Raw genomic sequence first — 23,829 nt, 5'->3', positions numbered from 1 at the left:
TTGGCGTTAGTTGACAATTTTTATTTCAACTGTCGATACCAAACACCTCTACTCATACAACCTTGGCTTCAGGCCGTGTTTCGGCCGCAGGCATGGTCTTGCCTGCGATGCCGAGTTCATTTGTCTATCGTCGTTTATGATTCAGTATTGACTTGAGCTGCCAATTTCCTCTGATTTCAAACCTGAATCAGGTTTGATTTCCGAGAGGGTGGCAATTTCAAAAGAGAGTGATTGGGCGATGGCTATCAACGTTCTGTAACCAGCACTTTCTACCTGTCTGGGTAACTTCAGTACTTTGCTTAACATATCCGGGTTGTTTTTCAGGAAGCTCTTTACCTGAGCTGCGAAAGCGTTGGGAAACCGGCAAACCACGGGAGGTGTTGCTGACATTTGTCGGGTGATCAATTGATGAAAACCGGAAGGGTTTCCAGAAAAGAGCTGTTGCCAGTTTTCAATACTGAGCCGGGTCGCATTTTCTGCGATAAACCTGGGCCAGAAGTCGGCCAGATCAGGGTGAGCAAGTAGTTTTTTAAAAACAGTCGGCTCAATGTCCAGAGCCGCTTTTGGGTAATGTTTGATGAATTCCAGAGTGATAGTTTTTTCCTGGGTAAAGTCAGACAGTAGCAGTGTACTTCGGGTGGCTTTGCACAAAAGCGGTGACCGGGCAACCATCAAGCCGTTCTGGTGCCTCAGATAATGTTTTGAGGCTACGGTAATATAGTGCTCTTCCATTTCCGGGCTGAGTTGAATCAGAAGAATGAGCTGATGCACGAGGGCTGACTTACATCGAGCCAACACATTCGGGTATTTCAGATAAAGACCAAGACCCATCATGTCAGGATCATCCTGTGGCAGACGGGCAATAATGTCGGTGCTCTGCTGCCGGGCAACAGAGAGAACAATTTGATAAAGAGGATCTTGTTTCTTGCGCTGAGGCTTTGTAATGCGCAGGAGGTGATCATCCAGTGAAAGCTTCATGCTCTTCAGGTCCATAGCTACGGCGTCAGGACATTTTTCCAGACGGGATCTGAGTTCAAACCCTTTAACTTTCAGAAACCTGTCACCAAGATCTTTATCCTGACGGATCTTCTTCAGCAGTCGTTCCAGATTTTCAGTGTTGGATGATTGCAACCAGCCATCCATTTCAATCAGTGATTCGGCATTATCATCCCACTGTCGCTTCTCATCTTTTGCAACCTGATTCGCTGCCTTGGCAGAAGAAGGCGTGACAACATTGCCCTGAGTCTCAGTAATAAGGTCTTTGGTGAAGGCATCAAAACAGTTCCGGGTGGTCTGATACAGGTCATTCAGATCGCCCTGAGTTGCGCACAGATGACTGAATTCATCCAGCCATTCAAACAGTGCTGTTCTGTAGAATCCGACCAGCTGGTTGAGATCGCTGACGTCCATAAAGTCGCAGAATCTTGAAAAGCCTTCATGCAGGGTTTGTTTCAGTTCGACCTGAATATTTTTCCCGGTTTTTTTGGCTTTGACGGAAGCTTGCAGCAGATTATTGAGCTGCTCTCTGGTACGAATGATCTGACAAGCGGGGGTTTTCAGGAATGCTGCGACCTGTTTGGTCAGTACTGAGAAGTCCAGCTCTCCCGCTACCTTTGCTTCAAGCATTGAGGCGGAACGATCACTGAGGTTGAGGTATTGATTCACATCCTGGGCTGATTGAATTAGCGAGCCGAGCAGGTTTCTCAGGCGAACCGGGTCCGGATGAGTGACAATCCAGTCTTTATAGCTGGCTATTACTTCCACCAGTTCGTATTGGTCATTGAGTCCAACCCTGGTACCCGGTGCAAACTTATTACGATCTAGCGTCAGATCCCGAACCTGTTCATAAAGACCCTGAGTCATTGTTTACTTCCCTGTTTTAAAACCTCTTTATCAAGAATCTAGCAACAGAAACAGAGTCAGGATCAGAGTCAGAAACCTGATTCAACATTTAGATAAGCTTTAACAGTGAGTGGAGATGACAAAAAGGCGTCAGCAGGAGAGCACCCTGAGCACTCTTCAGTACAGATCAGATTTCCTTGTGAGGGCCGAATCCTGGTGAGCGCCCGGGATTTCAATCTGCTCACGAATCAGTACGATGACCCCCTGTGTCAGCGTTCATGGTGGTTTTGGAAGGTTGCACGCTGGCTGATCTGATTGAGAATCCTAATGAGCTGTCAGAGCTGTTGGCAGTGGGTTGAGCACTGTTATTTTACTCGTTCATCAAGGCCAACAGCCTTGAGACCGGGTGAGGAATCTCGGTATTCCCAAAACGCTTAACCTGACTTCTACAGGAGTAGCCGGTAGCCAACAGTTGATCCTGGTTGTCAGGATTCTCGATCACAGGTTTCCAGCTCATGTCGTATAGCTTGCGGGACGTTTCCTGGTTACGGGTTTCATGTCCGTAGATACCCGCCATACCGCAACAGCCAGTAGCCTGGTAAGTCAGTTTTAGTCCACAGGCGGCAAACAGCTTTTGCCACTGTGCCGGTGCTGCTGGCGCATTCGTGGTCTCCGTGCAGTGCCCCAGCAGCTTGAACTCACCATTCAGATTTAACTGAAGCTCACGAATGGTATCTGCCTGACTGGCAAACCATTCCGAGAGTAATTGCACTTTGGGAGCTTCTTCACCCATGATCTCATGGTATTCATCGCGATAAGTCAGGGTAACGGCAGCATCAATCCCTATCAGGGCTACACCTTTATCGGCCAGTTTTTTGAGTGCTCTGGCATTGGTTTTCGCGACTTTCTCAAAACGCCCCAGAAAACCATAGACATGCAACACTTTGCCGTTGGGTTTATAGGGCGCAACGAGAGGACGATAACCGAGTCTGACCAACAGCTCGACCAGGTCAGTCAATACCGGAGTTTCGAAAAAACTGGTAAAGGCGTCCTGAACAATCACCACCGTTCGAGCCAGCTCTTTTTCTGTCATGGAAGCAAGCAGACTGTCTGAGGCCACGGAGGCACCAGAACGACAGCTGTCTTCCAGAGGGGATGCACTGGTGATAGTCGGCAGATCCTGAAGACCGGACGTTTTGGCCGAAAGCTTGTTCATCAAACCCGAGTTGGCCACACGGTTGTAAACAGATTTGGCTTTTGCCAGTGTTGGCAGAACGGGTTCCAACATCGCAGCAGCATGATGTTTAGCAGGGCGCAGGTAGCGAGTGTGGTAAAGCTCAAAGTACCGGGACCTCAGGTCAGGCACATTCACCTGAATAGGGCACTGACCTGCACAGGACTTACAGCTCATACAGCTGTCCAGTGCTTCATAAACATCATGACTGAAATCTTCCTTGCCTCGCAGCTTGGCAATGCTGTTGCGGGTCTTGTCCATGGCGTTATAGAAAAGTCCGGACTGGCGAGCTTCGTCCATTGCTTCAGAGATGTTGCTGCCCGCCGCGCTTTGCAGTCGCAACCATTCACGTACCAGTCCTGATCGGCCTTTGGGTGATTGAGTTCTATCCAGAGTGGCCTTCCAGGTTGGACACATGGCGCTGTTGGGATTGTAGTTGAAGCAGGCGCCATTGCCATTGCAATACATGCCATGGGTAAAAGCATCGAAGGCTTTTCTTTCGATGGTTCTGTCCAGCTGGCCACGGGTTTGCACACCGTCAATCTTCAGCAGGGTTTCTGATGCCCGGGTGGAGGGTGTCGCTATTTTTCCCGGATTCAACTGATTATGGGGGTCGAAAGCACTTTTGATGTTTTGCAGCACCGGGTAAAGATCCTGAAAAAAGTCGGGTGCGTATTCAGAGCGAACGCCTTTGCCATGCTCTCCCCAAAGGACGCCACCATGGGCTTTCGCCAGCGCAGAGACTTCATCACTGATGGTTCTGACCAGAACCTCCTGCTCAAGATCTTTCATATCAATGGCGGGTCTTACATGGAGAACCCCGGCGTCGACATGACCAAACATGCCATAAGACAGGTTATGGCTATCCAGTAACGCCCGGAAGCGAGCGATAAAAGCAGCCAGATTCTCTGGTGGCACGGCAACGTCTTCTACAAAGGGTATAGGTCGTGCGTCGCCTTCCATGTTGCCCAGCAATCCCACGGACTGCTTGCGCATATTCCAGATCTTTTTAACGTTTGGAGTTCCTGTCACAACGCTGTGACCCACCCGTTGGATTTCCGATGGCTTGTCCAACTCTGCTTTTAAGCGTTCAATACCTTTTTCAATATCGGCTTGCGACTGGCCGGTGTATTCAACAAAGTTAATGCCGTCTATTTGATCAACATCATCCGGAAAGTACTCTTTGACGCTCTCCCAGACACTGTCTGCTTTGGCGAGCGACAGAACTTTGGAATCAATGGTTTCAACCGAGCTTGGAGTCGCTTGCATAAGAGACTGGGCATCCCTCAGAGATTCCTGAAAGCTGGAGTAGAACACCAGAACCAGTGCAGAGGTGTCGGGTATAGGCAGAAGGTTGACCTTGATTTCACTGATCATGGCCAGAGTCCCTTCAGAACCGCAGAGAATGGCATTGAGATCAAACTTGCCAACGTCTTCAGGGTTCACAGGATCTTTTCTGCGGATGTTGGCCAGATCGTAGCCGGTCAGATTACGGTTGAGCTTTGGAAAGATGGTTTCGACACGATCTTTATTCTGGTTATAGGCTTCAATCACCGTTTTGTGAACCTGCCCTGCGCGGTCTTTGCGCTGACAGATTTCATCAAGCTCCTGTTCTGTCAGTGGTGATGAGTTCCATACGGTGCCATCAGCAAAGACCGAGGTCAGTTCAAGGACATGATGGCGGGTTTTGCCATAGACAACCGAACCCTGACCACTGGCATCGGTGTTCACCATGCCACCCACTGTCGCCCGGTTGCTGGTGGACAGTTCCGGGGCAAAAAACAGTCCGTGCTTTGCAGCCAGATCATTCAGATAGTCTTTGACGGTACCGCTTTGAACCCTTGCCCAGCGCTCTTCAGGGTTGATCTCCAGAACCTGATTCATATAGCGACTGGTGTCTACCATAAATCCCGAGGTTAGTGACTGGCCGTTGGTGCCGGTACCTCCTCCCCTTGGAGAGAGTACAACCGTTTGAAAAGAAGGTTCATTAGCCAATGACAACATTGTGCTCAGATCTTCGGTGCCTTTGGGGTATAGGACACCTGCCGGATACACCTGATAGATCGAGTTGTCAGTAGCCAGCACAGTCCGTTCTGCATAGCCCAGCTCTATATCGCCCTGGAATCCGGAGCTGGCCAGCCGATCGGCAAAATTCTGATACAGCGTCCCTTCTGCGCTGGTGGCATTGACGGCCTGTTGGTTCAGTTTGCTGATCACTTTCCTACTCCCGGGCTTTGCTGTTTTATCGTCTTGCGAAGCGAAGGTGACGTTTCTCGGACTGCGTATTGTACGCAATTAAAAGTCTTTAGTCAGTGGGGATTTTTGCTCATTTAGTTGTTTCATGATTTCGGTGCTATATTGCACTGGGTTACAATTTTTCAGGTTTATTAAGATGCGTTTTTTTTATATCCAATTTATGTTTATTCCGGAGAGTTTTTAGATGCCATAAAAAGTGCAGATAAGGAGAAAGTTACTCTGCTCGTTACGCAAGGAAAAGATATTAATGTAAGGGAGTTCGATGGAGTAGTTGAAGATGAAGAAATCTATGAAGAGGCTGTCTATCCAATAGTGGCAGCTCTTCAGCATGGAAGTGTTGAGATGATACTTCATTTACTTCAAAATGGGGCTGATCCCAATGTGTCTGCTTTTTGTATTAGATTTATTGGCTATTCTTCTTTCCATCCAGCCATTTTTGAGACAGAAAGCATGCAGATTATTTTTTTATTATTAGTATATGGAGCTGACCCGAATGCTGGTTTAGGTAGTTCTTACCATATTGATTGCAATACTATATATACGTATGCGAGAGATAGTTGTTTATTTAACCATTATTTTATTTTTTTCTACTGGTTTCTTTTGCCAGAAGATACACGGGCTGAGCTAAAGAGAAATATAACGAACATCCAGGAATTAAATAAAGCATTATTTGATCTTTTTCCGGTGCTAACAATTACTGCTTTAATTACCATATTATCTATAACGCCACAGTTACAATTATCACGCTTCCCATATGCCTTTAGAAAAGTCTTTGAGGGGGTATTGAGACCATTTTTATATGAACGTAATTATATGCGTTATGAAAACTCTTCAATCAATTGTACTGAAAATTGGGATGAGTAACATCTAGAAAAAGGTTTTCAAAGACATTCTTTCATTTGGTGTGATTTTTTCAATTCGTAGTTAACTCTTATCGAGGGGTGAGGTTTGGCTATAGAGTTTCACAAAGAATGACTCATTACCATGAACCGGCATAGGAACGAGTCAAACTAGTCAACAGGCTTTCCCGGTTATTGAAAAGTCTCAGGCCGATCATTTATCAGTTGATATGCGGCTTTAAATAATTCAGAAATTATAAGTTTCCACTGTTTGTTATCGTTTACTTTACTCTTGGCAGCTAGCTCATTCTCTCTTTCATATTCATCTAAAATGTCCTTAACAAGTTCGCCTTTAATTTTATTAGTGTTTTTTGTTGTTAATTTATCTGATTTTGAAGTAACAGAACAAAGACGGTTTTCCGTTACTTTTGCAAGAAGTGAGGAGAGTATAATCTGATTCTCTTGCTTTATTTTTTTATTTTCGTTAGGAAGTGCTTTTTTAAAATTGGTTTCAGCAAATCTCGGGTTTTTTATTTTTAAAATGACAGGTTTTTGGTATTTTAAAAATTTAGGCTGCACAGGCTTAATAACAACACCTTCTGCAACATCACCGGTTTGACTATGAAAACTTGTAAAAACCGGATTGAAAGAAAGAGCACTTTCAAGGGAGTCACATATTTTTATCTCTGTAACCGTAGGGATACCAATGGCTGAAGTCCACCGTTTAAAAGTGTTATAATCTATTTTTTGTTTGTTGACGAAAATGTCAAAAGCCGCAAATTTTATATTATCCTGATAAAAAATTTCTTTCTGAATAGATTTGCCGTAGAGTTCGCCCGTAACATTTAAAATGTCTCCTTCTTTACAGAACTTCCGGTGCATATCAAGAATCATTTCTCTGTATTGTTCATTTACCGGGCGGTGGTTAAAAAAGTTTTCATCTTCACCAATCCAATCATTCCTTCTACCCACCTTAACAATGCTGCCGTCCGTCCAGAAGCTGTAGTTGCAGCCGTGAATTTTTTCAAGTACGACCCATGAAAGATCCTGTTCATCATTTTCTTCAATGAATGCTCTAATGGCATCAAGCACGATTTGATTCGAACTGTTTTCTATTGAGTGATACGTGTTGAAATTTTCAGATAGAGGCTTCGGCGTTAGATCAGCTTTTTCATCCAGCGCTGAGGCTTCCGATCGCAGTGTGGGGGTTGAAGCAGTTTCGACTGTGGTCGAGGAATCTGTTGTCGCTTCTGTAGTAGTGTCTTCTGAAGTAGTGTCTTCTGAAGTAGTGTCTTCCGAGTTGGGGTCATCACCGGACGAATTGGTCGTTTGCTTTTCCTGTTGCCCTCCGTTTTCGCTTTTTTTCTCAGGGCTATCAGGCACTTTTCTGATAATCTGCTCAAAAAAACCGGATGTGGAGTCAGAGTCCTTTCCTTTTGGGTAAACCCTGATGGTATCCCGAGTTTCAAAATCAAGGTCAATATAATCCCCCTCGGATGCCGCTGAGGACACAGGGGTCAGCATAGGAATAGAAGCTGTCGCATAAAATGTATTTTGAGTCTCCTGATAGAGTTCCAGCTCAGAATAAGCGATCGTTTTAGAGTTGTATTCCGTTGGCGGGGCGTACAGAGTGGGTGTAGAAAGAACGATGGTTTTATCGATTACGGTGGTTGCCAGTGATATAACGCTGTCGTTCAGTAGTTGTAGCCCTCTGGTTTGGTCAATGGTTTGAATGCCTGTGGCCGATGGGGTTGGCTCAATCAGTAGTGGAAAATAAATGGTGTCTGGCAAGTTGTTTTTATCTTTGTAAATTTCTATCTTGTCCGGTTTTATTTCTATTTTTTGAATGCCTTTGTTATCCATTGCCAGAGACAACGGGTTGCTTTTGTGAAGCATTTCGTTGTTTTTAAACAGGGCCTTATCTCCCTGAACCTGTACTGCCAAGCTTCCCATTCTCCCAATAAAAACCGCTCCGGAAGCTTGTGCACTATTTGACAGTATTGAGCCTGTAATAGTGCACATCAAACCAAGACGCAAACTACCGAGTGCCTTAAACAGCATAGCCATAAATCCTGAATTATTTTGCAGAAGTGAGAAGACTAGATGAATCTTAGGAAAGTTCTATTCTTATTCGGGATTAAGCGGTCAGGGTCTGAAAAGAAACGGCTCTTAAGTACTTTTTCGTTCGTGACCGCTTAAAAAGCAAGTAGCCGGAAGTGCTGAAGAGCATTACTGTACCGGGTCTCGGTTGATGTTGAAAAAAAACAAATGTGTATTATTTTAAACACGTTGTTCAAAAGGTTATGAGATGTTTAAATCCTATCTGATATTGCCAATAGTTATTATGTGCATGTCTTTCGAAGCCTTTGCAGAGAAGACAATGGAGTGCGTTCGAACTAAAGAAGGATTGCTGTTTTACGAACAGGAATTCAGGTTGAATCCACCAATTTCAATTGATGGAAAAAGAATCCACTATATAAAATTAAGATCAGCACTGAAGGTTGCAACAGAGTTAGGAGCCGATGAACCATTCTTCATTATGGGTAGGGGGATGAGGATTTACGCAGGTGAAAATTCCGCAGAGGGGCTGATAATACAACAGTTGGATGGAACGACAAATCCAAATGAAATAATTTCACAAGTTCCGCAACTAAGTGGATATAACACTGATTGTGTTATCGACTACTCAAATAAACTTGATGAGAAGCTGCCATTATTCAACGCTGGAGATCCAATGGCTGAACTTAGTAGATTCAAAGTCAAAGTTGTTCCCATGCATGGCCGCAGCAACTTTTAGAGCGCAGCCAGACAAATTGAGAGCCCCGAAAACAAATGTTTCCATTTCTTTTCGGGGCTTTGTCGATCGGTTGAAGCAGACATTCGTCGTTTTTTCATATTACAGGGGACCTACTCTCAGGTCTCAGTCAATGGCTGAGTAACCGGACGAATCACGCACTGCTGACTGAAGAGCGTAGCCAGAAAGCTACGCTCTAGGAGCCTGACCGAGAATAGACTGCCCTACTGCGGCGGCAGCAAATTGGTCTGAAAATCCGCTTTTGTTCGTCAAATAGCTCGCTATTCTCCTCACAAAACCGAATTTTCATCCTCAATTTTCTGCCGTCCTCGCTACGGGCGCTATTCTCGGTCAGGCTCCTAGTCGGCTGGCAATCAGGCATCAATACGCTTGTATTTCATACGATGAGGGCCCGCTGCCTCTTCACCCAGACGCTCTTTGCGATCGGCTTCGTACTCGGTGTAGTTGCCCTCGAAGAAGGTGACTTTGGAATCGCCTTCGTAAGCCAGGATATGTGTGGCCACGCGATCCAGGAACCAGCGATCGTGAGAGATCACCATGGCGCAGCCCGGGAAGGCCAGAAGTGCATCTTCCAGTGCACGCAGGGTCTCAACATCAAGGTCGTTGGAGGGTTCGTCAAGTAGCAGTACATTGCCGCCTTCTTTCAGTGTCGCGGCCAATTGCAGTCGACCGCGCTCACCACCGGAGAGCTCACCCACACGCTTCTGCTGGTCACCGCCTTTGAAGTTGAAACGACCAATGTATTTGCGGGACTGCATTTCGTAGCCATTGATGCGAAGAATGTCCTGGCCATCGGAGATCGCTTCAAAAACAGTTTTGTCGTCTTTCAGCTCGTCACGCATCTGCTGAACATTAGAGATTTTGATCGTCTCGCCGTGTTCGATGCTTCCGGAATCAGGCTGTTCGTCTCCGGTAATCATCTTGAACAGGGTGGTTTTACCAGCACCGTTACCCCCGATGATACCGACAATAGCACCCTTGGGAATGCTGAAATTCAGGTCGTCGATCAGCAGCCGATCACCAAAGCCTTTGGAAACATGATTGAATTCCAGAACCTTATCACCCAGACGTGGGCCGGGTGGAATGTAGATTTCGTTGGTTTCGTTACGGGCCTGAAATTCCTGGGACTGCATCTCTTCAAAGCGTGCCAGACGTGCTTTGGATTTGGACTGGCGACCTTTGGCATTTGAGCGGGACCATTCCAGTTCCTGTTGCATCGCTTTTCGATGAGCGTCCTGTTGCTTGCTTTCCTGCTCGAGTCGGGCTTCTTTTTGCTCCAGCCAGTCGCTGTAGTTACCTTCCCAGGGTATACCGTGGCCACGGTCCAGCTCCAAAATCCAGCCCGCTGCGTTATCCAGGAAGTAACGATCGTGGGTGATAGCCACAACGGTTCCCGGATATTCAACGAGAAAGCGCTCCAGCCAGGCCACTGACTCGGCATCCAGGTGGTTAGTAGGCTCGTCCAGCAGCAGCATTTCGGGACTGGAGAGCAACAGGCGGCAAAGAGCTACACGACGGCGCTCACCACCTGACAGATTGTCTACGACAGCGTCCCACTCGGGAAGACGCAGAGCGTCGGCAGCGACGTCCAGTTTGCGCTCCAGGTTATGGGCATCGGCCGCCTGAATAATGTTTTCCAGTCTGGCCTGTTCTGTCGCCAGGGCGTCAAAGTCCGCATCGGGCTCAGCGTAAGCTGCGTAAACGGCTTCCAGCTTGTCCTGGGCTTCCTTGATTTCACCTAGTGCCTCTTCCACCACTTCACGGACTGTTTTACCGGGTGTCAGTTGCGGCTCCTGAGGCAGGTAACCAACATTCAGACCGGGTTGTGGACGGGCTTCGCCATCAAATTCCTGATCGACACCAGCCATGATGCGCAGCAGAGTGGACTTACCGGCACCGTTCAGACCCAGGACGCCAATTTTGGCACCGGGGAAAAAAGAGAGGGAAATGTCTTTAAGAATCTGGCGCTTTGGGGGAACGATCTTGCTCACCCGGTTCATGGTATAGACGTATTGTGACAATTTAGGCATCCATAATAGGTTTGACTGAAGCCTCCGTATAATAGCACTTTTGAGGCATTTCTGTATGCTCGTACTTACTCCGCAAAGGCGTCAGCCTCTGCATGCTTCATTTTGATTCCCTTCCGTTCTTTGCCTACAGTGTTAGGGCAATGGAGGTATTTTTATGGAAAACCTGTATGACACTGATTTCTATAGCTGGTCGTATCGTCAGGCCGAGTTGATTAGGCAAGGTCGTTTCAATGAACTTGATATTGCCAATCTGGTAGAGGAAATTGAAGACATGGGTAAGGCTCAGTATCAGGCTTTACGCAGTTGTGTTAAAGAATTGCTCTTGCACCTGCTGAAATGGCAAATGCAGTCTGGAAAAGACGATCAGCACACAATGACGGACTGGTACAGGAGCTGGCTGGTCAGTATCGCTAAACAACGAGGTGCCATCTTCGATCTACTCGAAGATAACCCTGGCCTAAACAGTAAGATTGATGAGGTCTTGCCAAAAGCCTATCGGTCTGCAAAAAGAGATGCAGCGGCTGACATGAAATGTAAGCCCGATGATTTCCCGGCTGACTCCCCCTGGAGCTTTGAACAAATCATGACTGAGGACTGGCTGCCAGAAAGCTAAGTCAGAGCCCATGAGTCTCGCTCAAATTGACATGAAACTTTTTCGATACGAAATCCTGAACAGCTGTATTAGAATGGTCGCCGAAAAACCTCATTAACAGGCAACATTCCGAGGAATCATTAATGTTCAGAAAGGACATGTCCATCGCTGAGTTCGACCCTGAACTCAAGGCTGCCATAGACGCTGAAGCGGTTCGCCAGGAAGAGCACATCGAACTGATCGCTTCCGAAAATTACACCAGCCCCAGAGTGATGGAAGCACAAGGGTCTGTCCTGACCAACAAATACGCAGAAGGTTATCCGGGCAAGCGCTACTACGGTGGCTGCGAGCATGTTGATGTCACTGAACAGCTGGCTATTGATCGTGCCAAAGAGCTGTTTGGTGCCAGCTACGCTAACGTTCAGCCTCATTCCGGCTCCCAGGCCAATGCGGCGGTCTACATGGCTCTGATCAAGCCCGGTGACAAGGTTCTGGGTATGAGCCTGGCCCATGGTGGCCACCTGACTCACGGTGCCAAGGTCAGCTTTTCCGGCCGTATTTACGAAGCGGTTCAGTATGGCCTGAATCCTGAAACCGGCGAGATCGACTACGAAGAAGTTGAGCGTCTGGCGGATGAACACAGGCCAAAAATGATCGTTGCAGGCTTCTCGGCCTACTCCCGTGTTGTGAACTGGCAGCGTTTTCGCGATATAGCCGACAAGGTAGGTGCTTTCCTGCTGGTTGATATGGCTCACGTGGCTGGTCTGGTTGCTGCCGGTGTTTACCCGTCTCCGGTAGGTATTGCCGATGTTGTTACGACAACGACTCACAAAACCCTGGGTGGTCCCCGTGGTGGTCTGATCCTGGCTAACGATGATGAAGAGTTGAACAAAAAGTTCAACTTTGCGGTATTTCCCGAGTCCCAGGGTGGTCCTCTGTGTCACGTGATTGCAGCTAAAGCGGTTTGCTTCAAAGAGGCCATGTCCGATGACTTCAGGACTTACCAGCAGCAGGTCGTTAAAAATGCTCAGGCGATGACCCGGGTTATGCTCGAGCGCGGCATCAAGGTTGTATCCGGCGGCACTGACGACCATCTGTTCCTCATGGATCTGATCGGTAAAGAGTACACAGGTAAAGACGCCGAAGCGGCTCTGGGTGAAGCTAACATTACGGTCAACAAGAATGCTGTTCCAAATGATCCTCGCTCTCCATTTGTCACCAGTGGTCTGCGTATTGGTACTCCGGCCATTACCCGCCGTGGTTTCAATGAAGAGGATTCTGCTGCTCTGGCAGGCTGGATCTGTGACGTACTTGAAAACATTGGTAATGAACAGGTTGTCGGGGATGTGAAGGCGAAGGTTTTGGCAATCTGCAAGCGTCTGCCTGTCTACAGCTGATCCAGGGCTGTTTTTCAAAGTAAGACCGCTGACCTGAGAATCGGGTCAGCGGCTTACCCACACAGAATCACTTCATTCTGCAAAGTCTTGGTAATTTTACAGGCGTGAATTATGATGGAAGACTCACTCTGAAAAACGTTTCTCTTACCCATGCACTGCCCTTTTTGCAACGCTGTCGATACCAAAGTCATTGATTCCCGCCTGGTGGCAGACGGTAACCAGGTTCGCCGTCGTCGTGAATGTTTGACCTGTAGTGAACGATTTACGACTTATGAAATGGCAGAGTTGTTGATTCCCAGGCTGGTCAAAAGAGACGGTTCCCGTGAACCCTTCAATGAAGAAAAACTAAGGGCAGGCATATCCAAAGCTCTGGAAAAGCGTCCTGTCAGCGTGGAACAGATTGAAGAGTCTGTGAACCGGATCAAGCATCGGCTTCGGGCCACCGGTGAGCGGGAAATAAAATCCCTGGTTTTGGGGGAAGAAGTGATGCGTGTACTTCGGGAGCTGGACGAAATAGCCTATATCCGGTTTGCCTCTGTTTATCGTCACTTCAAGGACCTGAATGAATTCCGGGAAGAAATTGAACGACTGGAAACCATTGATAAACAATGAGGCCATTGCTGACCTCATTGCAGAGTTTTTCGTTCATAAGTCAATGATTGACAATGCCAGCACACCCATAGTAGACGGCAAATGCAGCAAGAATAATGGCACTCTTATGACGCGGTACCCTGCTGCATGCCAATCTTCCCATAGTCATGGATGAAGAGGTGCTGGCGCGATCCATTGACAGGCTGGTTAGTATGCAAATCGCCAGAAGCTATGAGAATGATATCCAGAGGAATTACCGAAGTGCTGCTATACAAATATGTCTTAGTATCTGTTTTGGTGGTCTGTTCTCAGTTTCCGGCTTTTAGAACAGGCAGTTTCGGTTCAAAACTTTCGTCTCAGGGATTGACAGCAGGTTCCAGCATCGTCATAGTCCCTTTACTTGCGTCGATACGAACCTTCACACCTTCACCAATGGTAAATATACTGGCCTGATGGCCAATCATTGCTCCATTCCAGGCTGGAATATTCAAGGGTGAAATATGTTGTTTTAACACCTCCTGCAAGCGGTAAGAGCCATAAGGAACCTTGGCATTACAATTTATACATTGACCAAAAATAAAACCAGAGATTTCTTTTAATATACCGACAGTTTGTAACTGGGTTAACATGCGATCAATTTGATAAACATCTTCACCGGTATCCTCCAAAAACAGAATTTTATTTTTAAAACTGGGTAAGTAGGGGCTTCCCAGCATAGAAACTAAAACGGATAAATTGCCACCCAGAATTTCCCCTGTGGCAATGCCAGGGCGAATAGTTTGAATCCTGGCAACAGTACGGGTTAAATCATCGCTTTTGATGATGGGGTTGCTCATGGTAATGGCATTACCTTCAAAGAGAATTTTCTTTAAATAATTAACGGTGTATTGTGTCCAGGGGTAAGCTGCAGCCATCGGGCCGTGAAACGTTATTAAGCCGGTTTTCTGGTGGATGGCTAGCAGCAAGGTGGTAATGTCGCTAAAACCCATAAAAATCTTGGGATGCTTTTTGATTAAAGGGAAATCTAAATATTCCAGTATTCGCGCTGACCCCCAGCCGCCCCGTAACTCGATAATGGCTTTTACTTTTGGATTGGCAAACATGTCATTGATATCAGCAGCTCGTGCCTGATCAGTACCTGCAAAATATCCGGTTTGTTGAAAAATAGTTTTACCGTAGATAACGCTCAAGCCCAGTGCCTCGAGTCGTTCTGTTGCAAATTGCACATCCTGGGCGGTATTAACACGAAAGCCACTGGAAATTAAGGCAACGGTATCACCTTTATTGAGAGGAGCCGGTTTAATAGCAGGTAACGCCAATACAGGGCTGGTCATTAGCCAACATAGAATAATAAATAATAATTTTTTCATAGTTTACTCCGGAAGAAGGGCTTGTTTTCCTGGCCTCTCCCTCTCTTATCTCCGGGCTTGTCATCTTCCCGACAGACTTCATCAATGGGTACGTCGTTTGTGAGGGGTGGCTGTCATTACGTCCTGTCATCACTTGCATGCGCTTAGTTCTTAGCCATGAAATATCTCATACAGGGCTGAAAGCTATCTAGGATAGTCTAGACAACATATCAGCTTCGAACAGACTTTGAGCTATTGATTAACAAGCGTGAATGACTCAGTTTTAAACGCTTGTTTCTTTCTACTGTTTGAATGGCTATGATGCTCGGCATAATTACTAGAAGATTTGAGTATGTATCCATTCATTCGACTGCTGACCACAATCCGTAAAGCCAAAAAAGCGCCCAAAATTTCCGTCGATGCTGTCAGTGAAAACTGCTTTCGCTGTATGCCATGGGATTTAGATCTGTTCATGGAAATGAACAATGGTCGGGTTTTGACGCTTTATGATCTGGGCCGGTTTACTCTTTCGATTCAGTGTGGGCTGTCTGATGTCCTCAAAAGAGAGAAGTGGGGATTGGTGGTTGCTGGCAGTACCACTCGTTATCGAAAGCGGGTCCGGATGTTCGACAAAGTAACTATGTACACTCAGGTGGCTGCGATGGATGAGCGATGGGTTTATATTATCCAGTCCATGTGGGTCAAAGGGGAACCGGCTTCTTCAATTCTGTTAAGAACGGCCGTCACCGAGAAGGGCCGGATAGTCGCCACTGAACGAGTCAGAAAAGCCACGGGCAGGGAAGACTGGCGTCCAGAGCCGGAAGGTTGGGTCAAGGCCTGGATTGAGGGTGAAGAGTCGCGTCCATGGCCTCCTTTGTCAGCAGGGATTTAAGACGATATGGGTCTTTAACTGAATCTCTTAACCGAAAGCATCCCGCTAAAGGCCCACGCGGCTTACTTTAGCAGGAATTTTTCCGGATGTGGCCAGATCTCACTTTCTGGCCGGTCAAACTGAATCAGCTCTACGAGTGTTCTACCGTCTTTTATAAAAGCCACTGTGACATGTTCTGCCGGAGAAGTGGGCTCAAGAACGACTTCTTTTCCTTTTAAGGCTTCATGAATGTCGTCCACCTCAAAGGCAATGTGGGGCGTGGTTTTTATAATTTCCGGTAATGTATTGTCGTCATCAAAATTCATCCACTCAACACCATAAGGGGTTTCGAAATACCCGGTAGCATGATGTTTGAGTTCTCTGTTATAGCAGTCTTCCGACAGCTTTTCGCGGGTGGGTATGCCGACATGGTGAAATCGAAGTTGCTGCATTTGCTTGCTCTCAACTCTTCTCATTTGCAGTAGGCTGATTCTACTTGCGGGAAGGGGGCACTGAGAAGTGAGTATTATCCTCATTGAATTTTATCGGGCGCTTTCACCAGTGAGTGATGCCGGAGGTAAATTCATATAAACTGGCCCCATTTCTGACTGAGCCTGGAGAAGGTCCCATGGCGTCTGCGATTGATCATGAAATGATGTCTCGTGCGCTGCAACTGGCACGTAAAGGGTTATACACCGCAATGCCCAATCCCAGGGTAGGGTGTGTGATCATGAAGGATGGCGTCATTGTCGGTGAAGGCTTTCATGAACGATCGGGCGAGCCCCATGCTGAAGTGCATGCCCTGGAAATGGCAGGTGACCGGACTAAGGGAGCAACGGTCTATGTCACCCTTGAGCCCTGCAGTCATTTCGGAAAAACACCGCCCTGTGCAGAAGCGCTGATCAAGGCCAGGGTGAGCCGGGTGGTCGCTGCTATGGAAGACCCTAACCCCCTGGTATCCGGTCGTGGGTTGAAAAGACTGAGTGACGTCGGCATTGAGGTTGAATCCGGTGTTCTTGAAGCCGAAGCCAGAGCATTGAATCCTGGCTTCATCAAAAAGATGATGAGCGGGCAACCTTTCGTCCGACTCAAGCTGGCCATGAGCCTCGATGGCAGAACGGCTATGGAGAGTGGTGAATCCCAGTGGATTACCGGACCCGATGCCCGCAGTGAAGTTCAAAAGCTCCGGGCGCAGAGCTGTGCCATTGTTTCGGGTGTTGGCTCGATTCTTCATGATAATTCTTCATTAACAGTCAGAGCTGAAGAGCTGGGGCTGCCAGACGCTGAAAAACTGGCCCGCAGACAACCATTAAGGGTGGTTCTGGATTCATCCCTGCAAACCCCTGTCGACGCGAAAGTGGTCACCGGGCCCGGCAGGGCTCTGATTGTCTGCACGAATCAGGCAGAACAGAGCCGACAGGCTCAGCTGGAGGCTGCCGGTGCTGAAGTGATCAGGCTGAACGCCGGCAGACAGGTGGACCTGAACGCATTAATGAGCGAACTGGCTCAAAGAGATTGCCAGGAAGTTTTGCTGGAAACAGGAGCAACCCTTGCCGGAGCCGCTGTCAGTGAAGGACTGGTGGATGAGCTGAATATCTTTATGGCCCCGATCTTGATGGGGTCAGCAGCCCGGCCATTGTTGAACCTTCCATTCCAGTTTATGTCAGAAAAGCTGGGTCTTAATATCTCTGATATCCGTGCTATTGGCGATGACTGGCTTATTAAGGCAACGTTTAAACAGAACACTGATTACTGAGATTCACTATTCATGTTTACAGGCATTATCGAGGCTGTTGGTAGCCTGCAGAAAGTAGAACCCCGCTCTGGTGATCTGAGGTTAACGGTCAACTCTGGTTCGTTGGATCTTTCTGATGTAAAACTGGGTGACAGTATTGCCACCAATGGCGTCTGCCTGACTGTGGTGGAATTGACCGGACAGGGATATGTAGCCGATGTTTCCCTGGAAACGCTTGAAAATTCAACGCTTTCGGGACAGGCTGTCGGTTCTGCCCTGAATCTGGAAAAAGCTCTGACGCCTTCAACCCGGCTGGGTGGCCACCTGGTCAGTGGTCATGTCGACGGTGTCGGTAAAATTGTCTCCATCGAACTCTCGGGTCGTTCGACGGTCTATTGGGTGGAGGCTCCCGTTCATCTGGCCCGGTACATTGCCCACAAAGGGTCAGTCACGATAGATGGTGTCAGTTTAACGGTAAACAGGGTGGATGGCTGTCGCTTTGCCCTGAACATCGTGCCTCATACCCGACAGGAAACCATTATTGCCGGGTACCGGGCAGGAACAGAAATCAATCTGGAAGTGGATCTGCTGGCCAGGTATCTGGAAAGGCTAATGGACCCGAGCCTCAGGGAACAGAGTGAATCGGCTCCTGCCAGCCTGACAGCCGGTTTTCTTGCTGAACATGGCTTTATGAAGTGACTGCTTCCAGCTTGGGAACGAAACCGTTAGAATACGCCGGTTTCGCATACCGGATGTATAAAAAACACACATGGGGGTGTTATGCAGCTTAACTCCATTGAAGAGATTATTGAGGATATTCGCCTCGGGAAACCTGTCATCCTGATAGATGATGAGGACCGTGAAAACGAAGGTGACCTGATAATCGCTGCTGAAAAAATCACTCCTGAGATCGTGAATTTCATGGCCCGGGAGGCCAGAGGTCTGCTCTGCCTGACACTGACCGGAGAGCGCTGTGATTTTCTGGGGCTGCCACCGATGGTGACTTCGGAAGACAATGCATCGGGCTTTGGTACACCTTTTACCGTTTCCATTGAAGCCGCAGAAGGCGTAACCACAGGTATTTCTGCCCATGACCGGGCCAGAACCATTCGAGTGGCAGCGGACCCACTGTCCCGCCCCGGCGATATTGTTCAGCCAGGTCATGTATTCCCATTGAGAGCGCAGCCTGGCGGTGTACTCAGCCGTGCGGGTCATACCGAAGCCGGTTGTGACCTGGCGCGTCTGGCCGGACTGACACCGGCAGCCGCTATCATCGAGATCATGAACGAAGACGGCACGATGGCTCGTCGTCCCGATCTGGAAGTGTTTGCCAAAGAGCATGATCTGAAAATCGGCACCATCGCCGATCTGATCAACTACCGAATCCTGAATGAGAAAACCGTTGAAAAGTCAGAGCGGCGCACACTGGATACCGATTTTGGCCAGTTTGATATGACGGCCTACAAGGATTCTATCAGCGGCGCTACGCACATTGCCCTGACCAAGGGCTATATTACACCGAACTCTCCGGCGCTGGTGCGAGTTCACGCTATGGAACCATTCCGTGATCTGCTGTCGGCACATCCGGAAAGCGGTAAGTCCAGCTGGCCGCTGCACAAGGCGATGGCCAAAGTGGCCAGTGAAGGTCGTGGCGTGATTGTGCTGCTGGACTCTGAGTCCAGACTGGACCTGGGCGGAGCACTGGAAAAGTTCTCGGAAGGCAAGAGTGGCAGCAACGGTATGTCCGGTGCTTATCTGACCATTGGTACCGGTTCACAGATTCTGCGTGACCTGGGAGTAGGCAAAATGCGCCTGCTCAGCTCACCGGTTCGCTTCGCTGCCCTGTCCGGATTTGATCTGGAAATTGTAGAATATATCCCGTGTGAAGACTGAACGTCAGAGCACATGTACTTTGAAGTAAGTGCATTACAAAGATTTATTGAGGAAAGCGCAATGTCATTGCAAACCATCGAAGGTACTCTGCAGGCTAATGACGGCAAGTATGCGATTGTTGTTGGCCGCTGGAATGCCTTTGTTGTAGAAAGTCTGCTCAATGCGGCTGTGGACAGCCTGACCCGTCACGGTGTTGCGGAAGAAGATATTACTATTATTCGTTGTCCGGGTGCGTTCGAAATTCCACTGACTGTTAAAAAAGTCGCCAAAACCCAACGCTTCGACGCTATTATTGCTCTGGGTGCCGTCATTCGTGGTGGCACGCCACACTTTGAATTCGTTGCTAACGAGTGCGTGAAAGGCCTGTCCAGCGTGAATCTGGAGGAAGAAATTCCAGTGAGCTTTGGTGTTCTGACCGTAGACACCATTGAACAGGCTATCGAGCGTGCCGGCACCAAAGCGGGTAACAAGGGTGAAGAGGCTGCCATGGCAGCTTTCGAAATGGTGTCCCTGCTCAAGAAACTGGAGGCCTGAGTTGTCCACTGAGAAGCAGGAAACCGGGCAGAAACCTGCCCCGCGTCCTAAACCATCTGCCCGTCGTCGTGCACGTCAACTGGCGCTGCAAGCCCTGTACCAGTGGCAGATGTCCCAGTCATCCGTCACCCAGATTGAAATGCAGTTCCGTGCGGACAACGATTTCAGCAAAGTTGACGACGGCTATTTCCACATGCTGCTGACCGGGATTGCCCGTGAAGTCAGTCAACTCGATGACGCCATGTCGCCGCTGCTGGACCGTCCCATTTCACAGCTGGACCCGGTTGAAATGTCGGCTCTACGCATTGGTTGCTACGAACTGATGAATCGCTCTGATGTTCCATACCGCGTGGTCATCAACGAAGCGATTGAGCTGGTTAAGCGGTTTGGTGCTCAGGATTCTCACCGTTACATAAACGGCATTCTGGACAAGCTGGCACCCCGTGTTCGTCCTGACGAGGTGCGTAACTTCCGTCGGAAGTAATCGGTTTTTGATCAGGAGGTAGCGCTGTTGTCTCCTGATCTGTTAACCCGCCTGACAGCAGGTTAAACTCATATTTTAGCTTGGCTGGAACCTTTCCTATGGCGCTTGGCGAATTTGATCTGATTCGCAGTTTCTTCGATCGTCCGGGTCTTCGATCGCACTTAAGTGATGTCGTTGGTATAGGCGACGATTGTGCGCTTCTGTCTCTTCAACCTGGTCAACAACTGGCTCAATCCCTGGATACGCTGGTTGAAGGCATTCACTTCCCGAAAAACTGCGACCCTTATCTGCTGGGTTGTCGGGCGCTGGCCGTTAATCTCAGTGACCTCGCCGCTATGGGGGCAAAACCCCACAGTTTTACGCTGGGTCTCACCATGCCTGAATCGAATGATGTCTGGCTGCAGTCGTTTTCTGACGGTTTGGCAGAGCTTGCGTCAACCTATCAGATAGGATTGATCGGGGGTGACACCACCCTCGGGCCATTGACCCTCTCGATACAGGTACAGGGAACATTACCTGTAGCTCAAGCGCTGCGGCGAAATGGCGCTAAAGTCGGAGACCTGATTTACGTCAGTGGTTGTCTTGGTGACGCTGTCGGTGCATTACCTGATGTTTTGAGAGGTGAGAGCCCGGACAGTGTTCGCACCCTCGAACAGCGTCATCTGCTGAAACGTTACTATCGACCGACACCCAGAATAGCGTTGGGTCAGTGGTTACTGGAAAATGGAGCCACAGCTGCCCTGGATATTTCCGATGGTCTATTAGGCGATCTGGGGCATATTCTCAAAGCTAGCCGGGTAGGTGCTCAAATCAGTACTTCATCGGTTCCCGTCTCCAAAGAGCTCGAAAGTTTGCAGGGTCTGGAGAAAGCCAGGGAGCTGGCCCTGGCCGGAGGCGATGATTATGAGCTGTGCTTTACATGGCCCGATCGAAAAAAGTTGCAGCTTCCTGACAGCCTGCTGGCTGAAAATCCTGTAACCTGTATCGGTCGAATAACTTCCGCTACCGGGCTGGTGGATGCAGAGACGGCAGAGCCACTTTCTCCACGAGCCTACCAGCACTTTTAGTGACATCTTTTTTATGAAAGAGCATTCTTTCATGGACTATAGAAACTTATGAGCAATACACCCTCAGTCTGGAAAAATCCGGTGCACTTTTTAGCCTTTGGTCTGGGTAGTGGCCTGTCGCCTGTTGCGCCGGGAACCTTTGGTACGGTAGCGGCCATTCCTTTCTATTTGATGTTCCAGTACCTGCCGCTCTGGAATTATTTTTTAGTACTGGTTGTCAGTATTATTTTGGGCATCTGGCTGTGTGGAAAGACTTCTAAAGATCTGGGCGTCCATGACCATCCGGGTATTGTCTGGGATGAATTTGTCGGTTACTGGATTACTATGCTAGCTGCTCCCAGAGGCTGGGAGTGGGTGTTAGTCGGTTTTATCCTGTTCCGAATCTTCGATATCTGGAAACCCTGGCCCATCGGTTGGTTAGACAAGAGAGTGCATGGTGGTCTGGGTATAATGATAGACGACATTGTGGCTGGTATTTTTGCGCTTGTCTGTCTTCAGGTTATTGCTTATTTTGTGCTCTGATGGCTTGTGTCCTGTTGGATCTCAGAGCCATAGAGCTGCGTGCCGACTCTGAGAGTTGGTGGGTGTTTTCGAGAATAAAATATTCGGCTGTGTCTAACAACTTGACCCTATCGCCTGTGGTGAGCAAGATAGAGCCTAAACGGAATTGGTTATAACCCTTCGTGGGTGATCAAAATAAAAAATAGAATGAAATCAGTATTCTCTTTCAAGGTGATTGCTGGGGTTTTTACCAGCCTATTGTTGTCTTTTTCATACTCTTCCCACGCCGTCAATGTCAGGGTAGTGGCCCTGTTTCCAGACAAAGCTCTTGTCTTCATTGATGGTGAACGTCAATTTCTTAAGGCCGGTCAAGAACCGGTGAAAGGTGTCAAACTGATCGACGCCAGCAGTCGAAAAGCCCGGCTCGAAATCAATGGCGTAGCGAAAGATTATTTTCTCAGTCGCGATATGGGTAACGGCATTCAATCGCCGGAGCTTTTGACGTTTCGAATCAACAGAAGCAATGATGGGCAGTACCTTGCCCAGAGTGTCATTAACAATAATCCGGTTCAGGTGCTGATAGATACCGGAGCGAATGTTGTCGCCATCAACGGTGCCACGGCTGACCGTCTTGGCATTCGCTACAGGGATGGCAGCGCGGTTCGTGTCGAAACGGCCAGTGGCGTCGTCAGGGGTTTTCGGGTGATGCTGGATTTCGTGTCCGTCGGCGGCATACGGGTTGCCAATGTTGAAGCGACGGTCATCGAAGGCAGCAGCCCTGAAAAGGTGTTACTGGGTATGAGTTATCTGAAGAATATCCGATTCAGTGAGGAAGGCGGGGTCATGACACTGGAGGCTCCATATTAACTCGCCTGTAACATCTTGTACTGTTACAATCCCAACGCACGACTGTCTTGAGGAGTAGTGAGTGTCTGTTCGTTACGTTGCAGAGTCTCGCTTGCCCACCCCTTTCGGTGAGTTCATGATGCATGGATTTGAAGAGAGTGGCACCGGCAAGGAGCATCTGGCTCTCTCCATGGGGGATGTGAGTCAGGGTGGTCCCGTTCTGGCACGGGTTCATTCAGAGTGTCTGACCGGAGATGCTCTTTTCAGCATGCGCTGTGATTGCGGCCCCCAGCTTGAGGAGGCCATGCGCAAGATTGCCGAAGCTGGTCGCGGGGTTATCCTGTATCTGCGTCAGGAAGGCCGTGGCATTGGTCTGCTGAACAAAGTACGGGCTTACCAGCTTCAGGATACAGGTCTGGATACCGTAGAAGCCAACGAAGAACTGGGTTTTGCTGCTGATCTGCGCAAATACGATATGTGCAAGACCATGCTGGATCATCTGGGGGTTACACAGTTAGTACTGATGACCAATAATCCTAAAAAGGTTGAAGCCTTGACCCGTCAGGGGATTGATATTATTCATCGTCAGCCCCATCAGACTGGGCAGAATCCTCATAACGAGAAGTACCTGACCACCAAGGTCTGGAAGCTGGGACACTTGTACGATACTGCATGATGTCTGAGCTGGAGCCAGATGCGACCTGTTTCTGGCTCTTGGTGAAAAAAGTAGGACATCCATATAAATACAGCCCATAAGCCGCGAGCCCAGCAGCCCGTCAAACCCTGACAGCTCCCCAGAATAATCGTTTGTCATAACAAACGACAAACGAATGACTCAAAAGGGGAAAAAGTCAGAAATAGCAAAGGTCCCATATGAAATAAACTGGGCACCCAAAAATGCTACTGGAAACAAATCAACCATATATCCCAAAAAAGGAACAGGTTACGAGTGT

At 48.4% G+C, this 23,829-nt stretch carries 21 protein-coding genes; 15 read left to right on the top strand and 6 right to left on the bottom strand.

The annotated features are described in order from the left end of the window. Positions 1–141: 141 nt before the first annotated feature. Both ACO6V5_RS15735 and ydiJ read right to left on the bottom strand, forming a co-directional pair. Positions 142–1,863: a hypothetical protein gene (locus ACO6V5_RS15735; protein WP_422409643.1), complete on the bottom strand. Its 1,722-nt coding sequence runs from the start codon at positions 1,861–1,863 to the stop codon at positions 142–144. A 349-nt stretch (positions 1,864–2,212) separates the two neighbouring features. Next, complete coding sequence (gene ydiJ, locus ACO6V5_RS15730) at positions 2,213–5,293, bottom strand: D-2-hydroxyglutarate dehydrogenase YdiJ (RefSeq protein WP_422409641.1); 3,081 nt, start codon at positions 5,291–5,293, stop codon at positions 2,213–2,215. Between the two features lie 351 nt (positions 5,294–5,644). Between ydiJ and ACO6V5_RS15725 the strand changes: the two genes are divergently transcribed. Further along, positions 5,645–6,196 (top strand): hypothetical protein, encoded by a 552-nt coding sequence (locus tag ACO6V5_RS15725; RefSeq protein WP_422136827.1) that lies wholly within the window; start codon positions 5,645–5,647, stop codon positions 6,194–6,196. 167 nt (positions 6,197–6,363) lie between these two features. Here the strand turns inward: ACO6V5_RS15725 and ACO6V5_RS15720 are convergent, their stop codons facing one another. Further along, positions 6,364–8,232: an RNA ligase family protein gene (locus ACO6V5_RS15720; protein ID WP_422409639.1), complete on the bottom strand. Its 1,869-nt coding sequence runs from the start codon at positions 8,230–8,232 to the stop codon at positions 6,364–6,366. Between the two features lie 247 nt (positions 8,233–8,479). Between ACO6V5_RS15720 and ACO6V5_RS15715 the strand changes: the two genes are divergently transcribed. Then, positions 8,480–8,968, top strand: coding sequence for a hypothetical protein (locus tag ACO6V5_RS15715; RefSeq protein WP_422136829.1), 489 nt, complete (start codon positions 8,480–8,482; stop codon positions 8,966–8,968). Between the two features lie 371 nt (positions 8,969–9,339). Here ACO6V5_RS15715 and ettA read toward each other — a convergent pair whose 3' ends face one another. Next, positions 9,340–11,007, bottom strand: coding sequence for an energy-dependent translational throttle protein EttA (ettA, locus tag ACO6V5_RS15710; protein ID WP_422139843.1), 1,668 nt, complete (start codon positions 11,005–11,007; stop codon positions 9,340–9,342). A 163-nt stretch (positions 11,008–11,170) separates the two neighbouring features. Here ettA and ACO6V5_RS15705 point away from each other — a divergent pair, with 163 nt between their 5' ends. From ACO6V5_RS15705 to nrdR, 3 genes are all read left to right on the top strand, one after another. Then, positions 11,171–11,629, top strand: coding sequence for a DUF29 domain-containing protein (locus ACO6V5_RS15705; RefSeq protein ID WP_422139844.1), 459 nt, complete (start codon positions 11,171–11,173; stop codon positions 11,627–11,629). A 122-nt stretch (positions 11,630–11,751) separates the two neighbouring features. Beyond that, positions 11,752–13,005 (top strand): serine hydroxymethyltransferase, encoded by a 1,254-nt coding sequence (gene glyA, locus ACO6V5_RS15700; protein ID WP_422136832.1) that lies wholly within the window; start codon positions 11,752–11,754, stop codon positions 13,003–13,005. Between the two features lie 150 nt (positions 13,006–13,155). Further along, positions 13,156–13,617 carry a transcriptional regulator NrdR gene (nrdR, locus tag ACO6V5_RS15695; protein ID WP_422136833.1) on the top strand — a complete coding sequence of 154 codons (462 nt, stop codon included), beginning with the start codon at positions 13,156–13,158 and terminating at the stop codon, positions 13,615–13,617. A 335-nt stretch (positions 13,618–13,952) separates the two neighbouring features. Here the strand turns inward: nrdR and ACO6V5_RS15690 are convergent, their stop codons facing one another. Then, entirely contained in the window at positions 13,953–14,966 is a 1,014-nt protein-coding gene (locus ACO6V5_RS15690) for a S66 peptidase family protein (RefSeq protein WP_422409636.1), read from the bottom strand. 331 nt (positions 14,967–15,297) lie between these two features. Here ACO6V5_RS15690 and ACO6V5_RS15685 point away from each other — a divergent pair, with 331 nt between their 5' ends. After that, positions 15,298–15,837, top strand: a complete 540-nt coding sequence (locus ACO6V5_RS15685) for an acyl-CoA thioesterase (protein ID WP_422409634.1) — start codon at positions 15,298–15,300, stop codon at positions 15,835–15,837. 62 nt (positions 15,838–15,899) lie between these two features. On the opposite strand, the gene ACO6V5_RS15680 is transcribed toward ACO6V5_RS15685, so the two are convergent. After that, on the bottom strand, positions 15,900–16,268 hold the full coding sequence (locus ACO6V5_RS15680) for a hypothetical protein (protein WP_422409632.1): 369 nt from the start codon (positions 16,266–16,268) through the stop codon (positions 15,900–15,902). 176 nt (positions 16,269–16,444) lie between these two features. Between ACO6V5_RS15680 and ribD the strand changes: the two genes are divergently transcribed. The 9 genes from ribD (at position 16,445) to ribA (ending at position 23,552) form a co-directional block, all read left to right on the top strand. Continuing rightward, positions 16,445–17,572: a bifunctional diaminohydroxyphosphoribosylaminopyrimidine deaminase/5-amino-6-(5-phosphoribosylamino)uracil reductase RibD gene (gene ribD, locus ACO6V5_RS15675; RefSeq protein WP_422409630.1), complete on the top strand. Its 1,128-nt coding sequence runs from the start codon at positions 16,445–16,447 to the stop codon at positions 17,570–17,572. Between the two features lie 12 nt (positions 17,573–17,584). Then, positions 17,585–18,250, top strand: a complete 666-nt coding sequence (locus tag ACO6V5_RS15670; RefSeq protein ID WP_422136837.1) for a riboflavin synthase — start codon at positions 17,585–17,587, stop codon at positions 18,248–18,250. 81 nt (positions 18,251–18,331) lie between these two features. Then, positions 18,332–19,444, top strand: coding sequence for a bifunctional 3,4-dihydroxy-2-butanone-4-phosphate synthase/GTP cyclohydrolase II (gene ribBA / locus ACO6V5_RS15665; RefSeq protein ID WP_422136838.1), 1,113 nt, complete (start codon positions 18,332–18,334; stop codon positions 19,442–19,444). Positions 19,445–19,504: 60 nt separating this feature from the next. After that, positions 19,505–19,978 carry a 6,7-dimethyl-8-ribityllumazine synthase gene (gene ribE / locus ACO6V5_RS15660; RefSeq protein ID WP_422136839.1) on the top strand — a complete coding sequence of 158 codons (474 nt, stop codon included), beginning with the start codon at positions 19,505–19,507 and terminating at the stop codon, positions 19,976–19,978. A 1-nt stretch (position 19,979) separates the two neighbouring features. Then, positions 19,980–20,462: a transcription antitermination factor NusB gene (gene nusB / locus ACO6V5_RS15655; RefSeq protein ID WP_422136840.1), complete on the top strand. Its 483-nt coding sequence runs from the start codon at positions 19,980–19,982 to the stop codon at positions 20,460–20,462. Positions 20,463–20,560: 98 nt separating this feature from the next. Beyond that, positions 20,561–21,529, top strand: coding sequence for a thiamine-phosphate kinase (gene thiL / locus ACO6V5_RS15650; protein ID WP_422136841.1), 969 nt, complete (start codon positions 20,561–20,563; stop codon positions 21,527–21,529). A gap of 48 nt (positions 21,530–21,577) precedes the next feature. Next, positions 21,578–22,051 carry a phosphatidylglycerophosphatase A gene (locus ACO6V5_RS15645; protein ID WP_422409626.1) on the top strand — a complete coding sequence of 158 codons (474 nt, stop codon included), beginning with the start codon at positions 21,578–21,580 and terminating at the stop codon, positions 22,049–22,051. Positions 22,052–22,237: 186 nt separating this feature from the next. Further along, entirely contained in the window at positions 22,238–22,897 is a 660-nt protein-coding gene (locus ACO6V5_RS15640) for a retropepsin-like aspartic protease family protein (RefSeq protein WP_422136843.1), read from the top strand. A 61-nt stretch (positions 22,898–22,958) separates the two neighbouring features. After that, positions 22,959–23,552 (top strand): GTP cyclohydrolase II, encoded by a 594-nt coding sequence (ribA, locus tag ACO6V5_RS15635; protein WP_422136844.1) that lies wholly within the window; start codon positions 22,959–22,961, stop codon positions 23,550–23,552. The last annotated feature ends 277 nt before the right edge of the window (positions 23,553–23,829 follow it).

Origin of the sequence: Endozoicomonas sp. ALD068 (assembly GCF_049310145.1) — a bacterium.
In the GTDB taxonomy this organism is placed as follows: Bacteria; Pseudomonadota; Gammaproteobacteria; order Pseudomonadales; family Endozoicomonadaceae; genus Endozoicomonas_A.
This window is presented reverse-complemented; position numbering and strand designations above follow the sequence as displayed.

Bases quoted from the DNA above. Each gene is read 5' to 3' on its own strand.
- ACO6V5_RS15735 (WP_422409643.1), bottom strand. From the start codon at position 1,863: ATGACTCAGGGTCTTTATGAACAGGTTCGGGATCTGACGCTAGATCGT.
- ACO6V5_RS15720 (WP_422409639.1), bottom strand. From the start codon at position 8,232: ATGCTGTTTAAGGCACTCGGTAGTTTGCGTCTTGGTTTGATGTGCACT.
- ACO6V5_RS15715 (WP_422136829.1), top strand. From the start codon at position 8,480: ATGTTTAAATCCTATCTGATATTGCCAATAGTTATTATGTGCATGTCT.
- ACO6V5_RS15705 (WP_422139844.1), top strand. From the start codon at position 11,171: ATGGAAAACCTGTATGACACTGATTTCTATAGCTGGTCGTATCGTCAG.
- glyA (WP_422136832.1), top strand. From the start codon at position 11,752: ATGTTCAGAAAGGACATGTCCATCGCTGAGTTCGACCCTGAACTCAAG.
- nrdR (WP_422136833.1), top strand. From the start codon at position 13,156: ATGCACTGCCCTTTTTGCAACGCTGTCGATACCAAAGTCATTGATTCC.
- ACO6V5_RS15690 (WP_422409636.1), bottom strand. From the start codon at position 14,966: ATGAAAAAATTATTATTTATTATTCTATGTTGGCTAATGACCAGCCCT.
- ACO6V5_RS15685 (WP_422409634.1), top strand. From the start codon at position 15,298: ATGTATCCATTCATTCGACTGCTGACCACAATCCGTAAAGCCAAAAAA.
- ACO6V5_RS15680 (WP_422409632.1), bottom strand. From the start codon at position 16,268: ATGCAGCAACTTCGATTTCACCATGTCGGCATACCCACCCGCGAAAAG.
- ribD (WP_422409630.1), top strand. From the start codon at position 16,445: ATGGCGTCTGCGATTGATCATGAAATGATGTCTCGTGCGCTGCAACTG.
- ACO6V5_RS15670 (WP_422136837.1), top strand. From the start codon at position 17,585: ATGTTTACAGGCATTATCGAGGCTGTTGGTAGCCTGCAGAAAGTAGAA.
- ribBA (WP_422136838.1), top strand. From the start codon at position 18,332: ATGCAGCTTAACTCCATTGAAGAGATTATTGAGGATATTCGCCTCGGG.
- ribE (WP_422136839.1), top strand. From the start codon at position 19,505: ATGTCATTGCAAACCATCGAAGGTACTCTGCAGGCTAATGACGGCAAG.
- thiL (WP_422136841.1), top strand. From the start codon at position 20,561: ATGGCGCTTGGCGAATTTGATCTGATTCGCAGTTTCTTCGATCGTCCG.
- ACO6V5_RS15645 (WP_422409626.1), top strand. From the start codon at position 21,578: ATGAGCAATACACCCTCAGTCTGGAAAAATCCGGTGCACTTTTTAGCC.
- ACO6V5_RS15640 (WP_422136843.1), top strand. From the start codon at position 22,238: ATGAAATCAGTATTCTCTTTCAAGGTGATTGCTGGGGTTTTTACCAGC.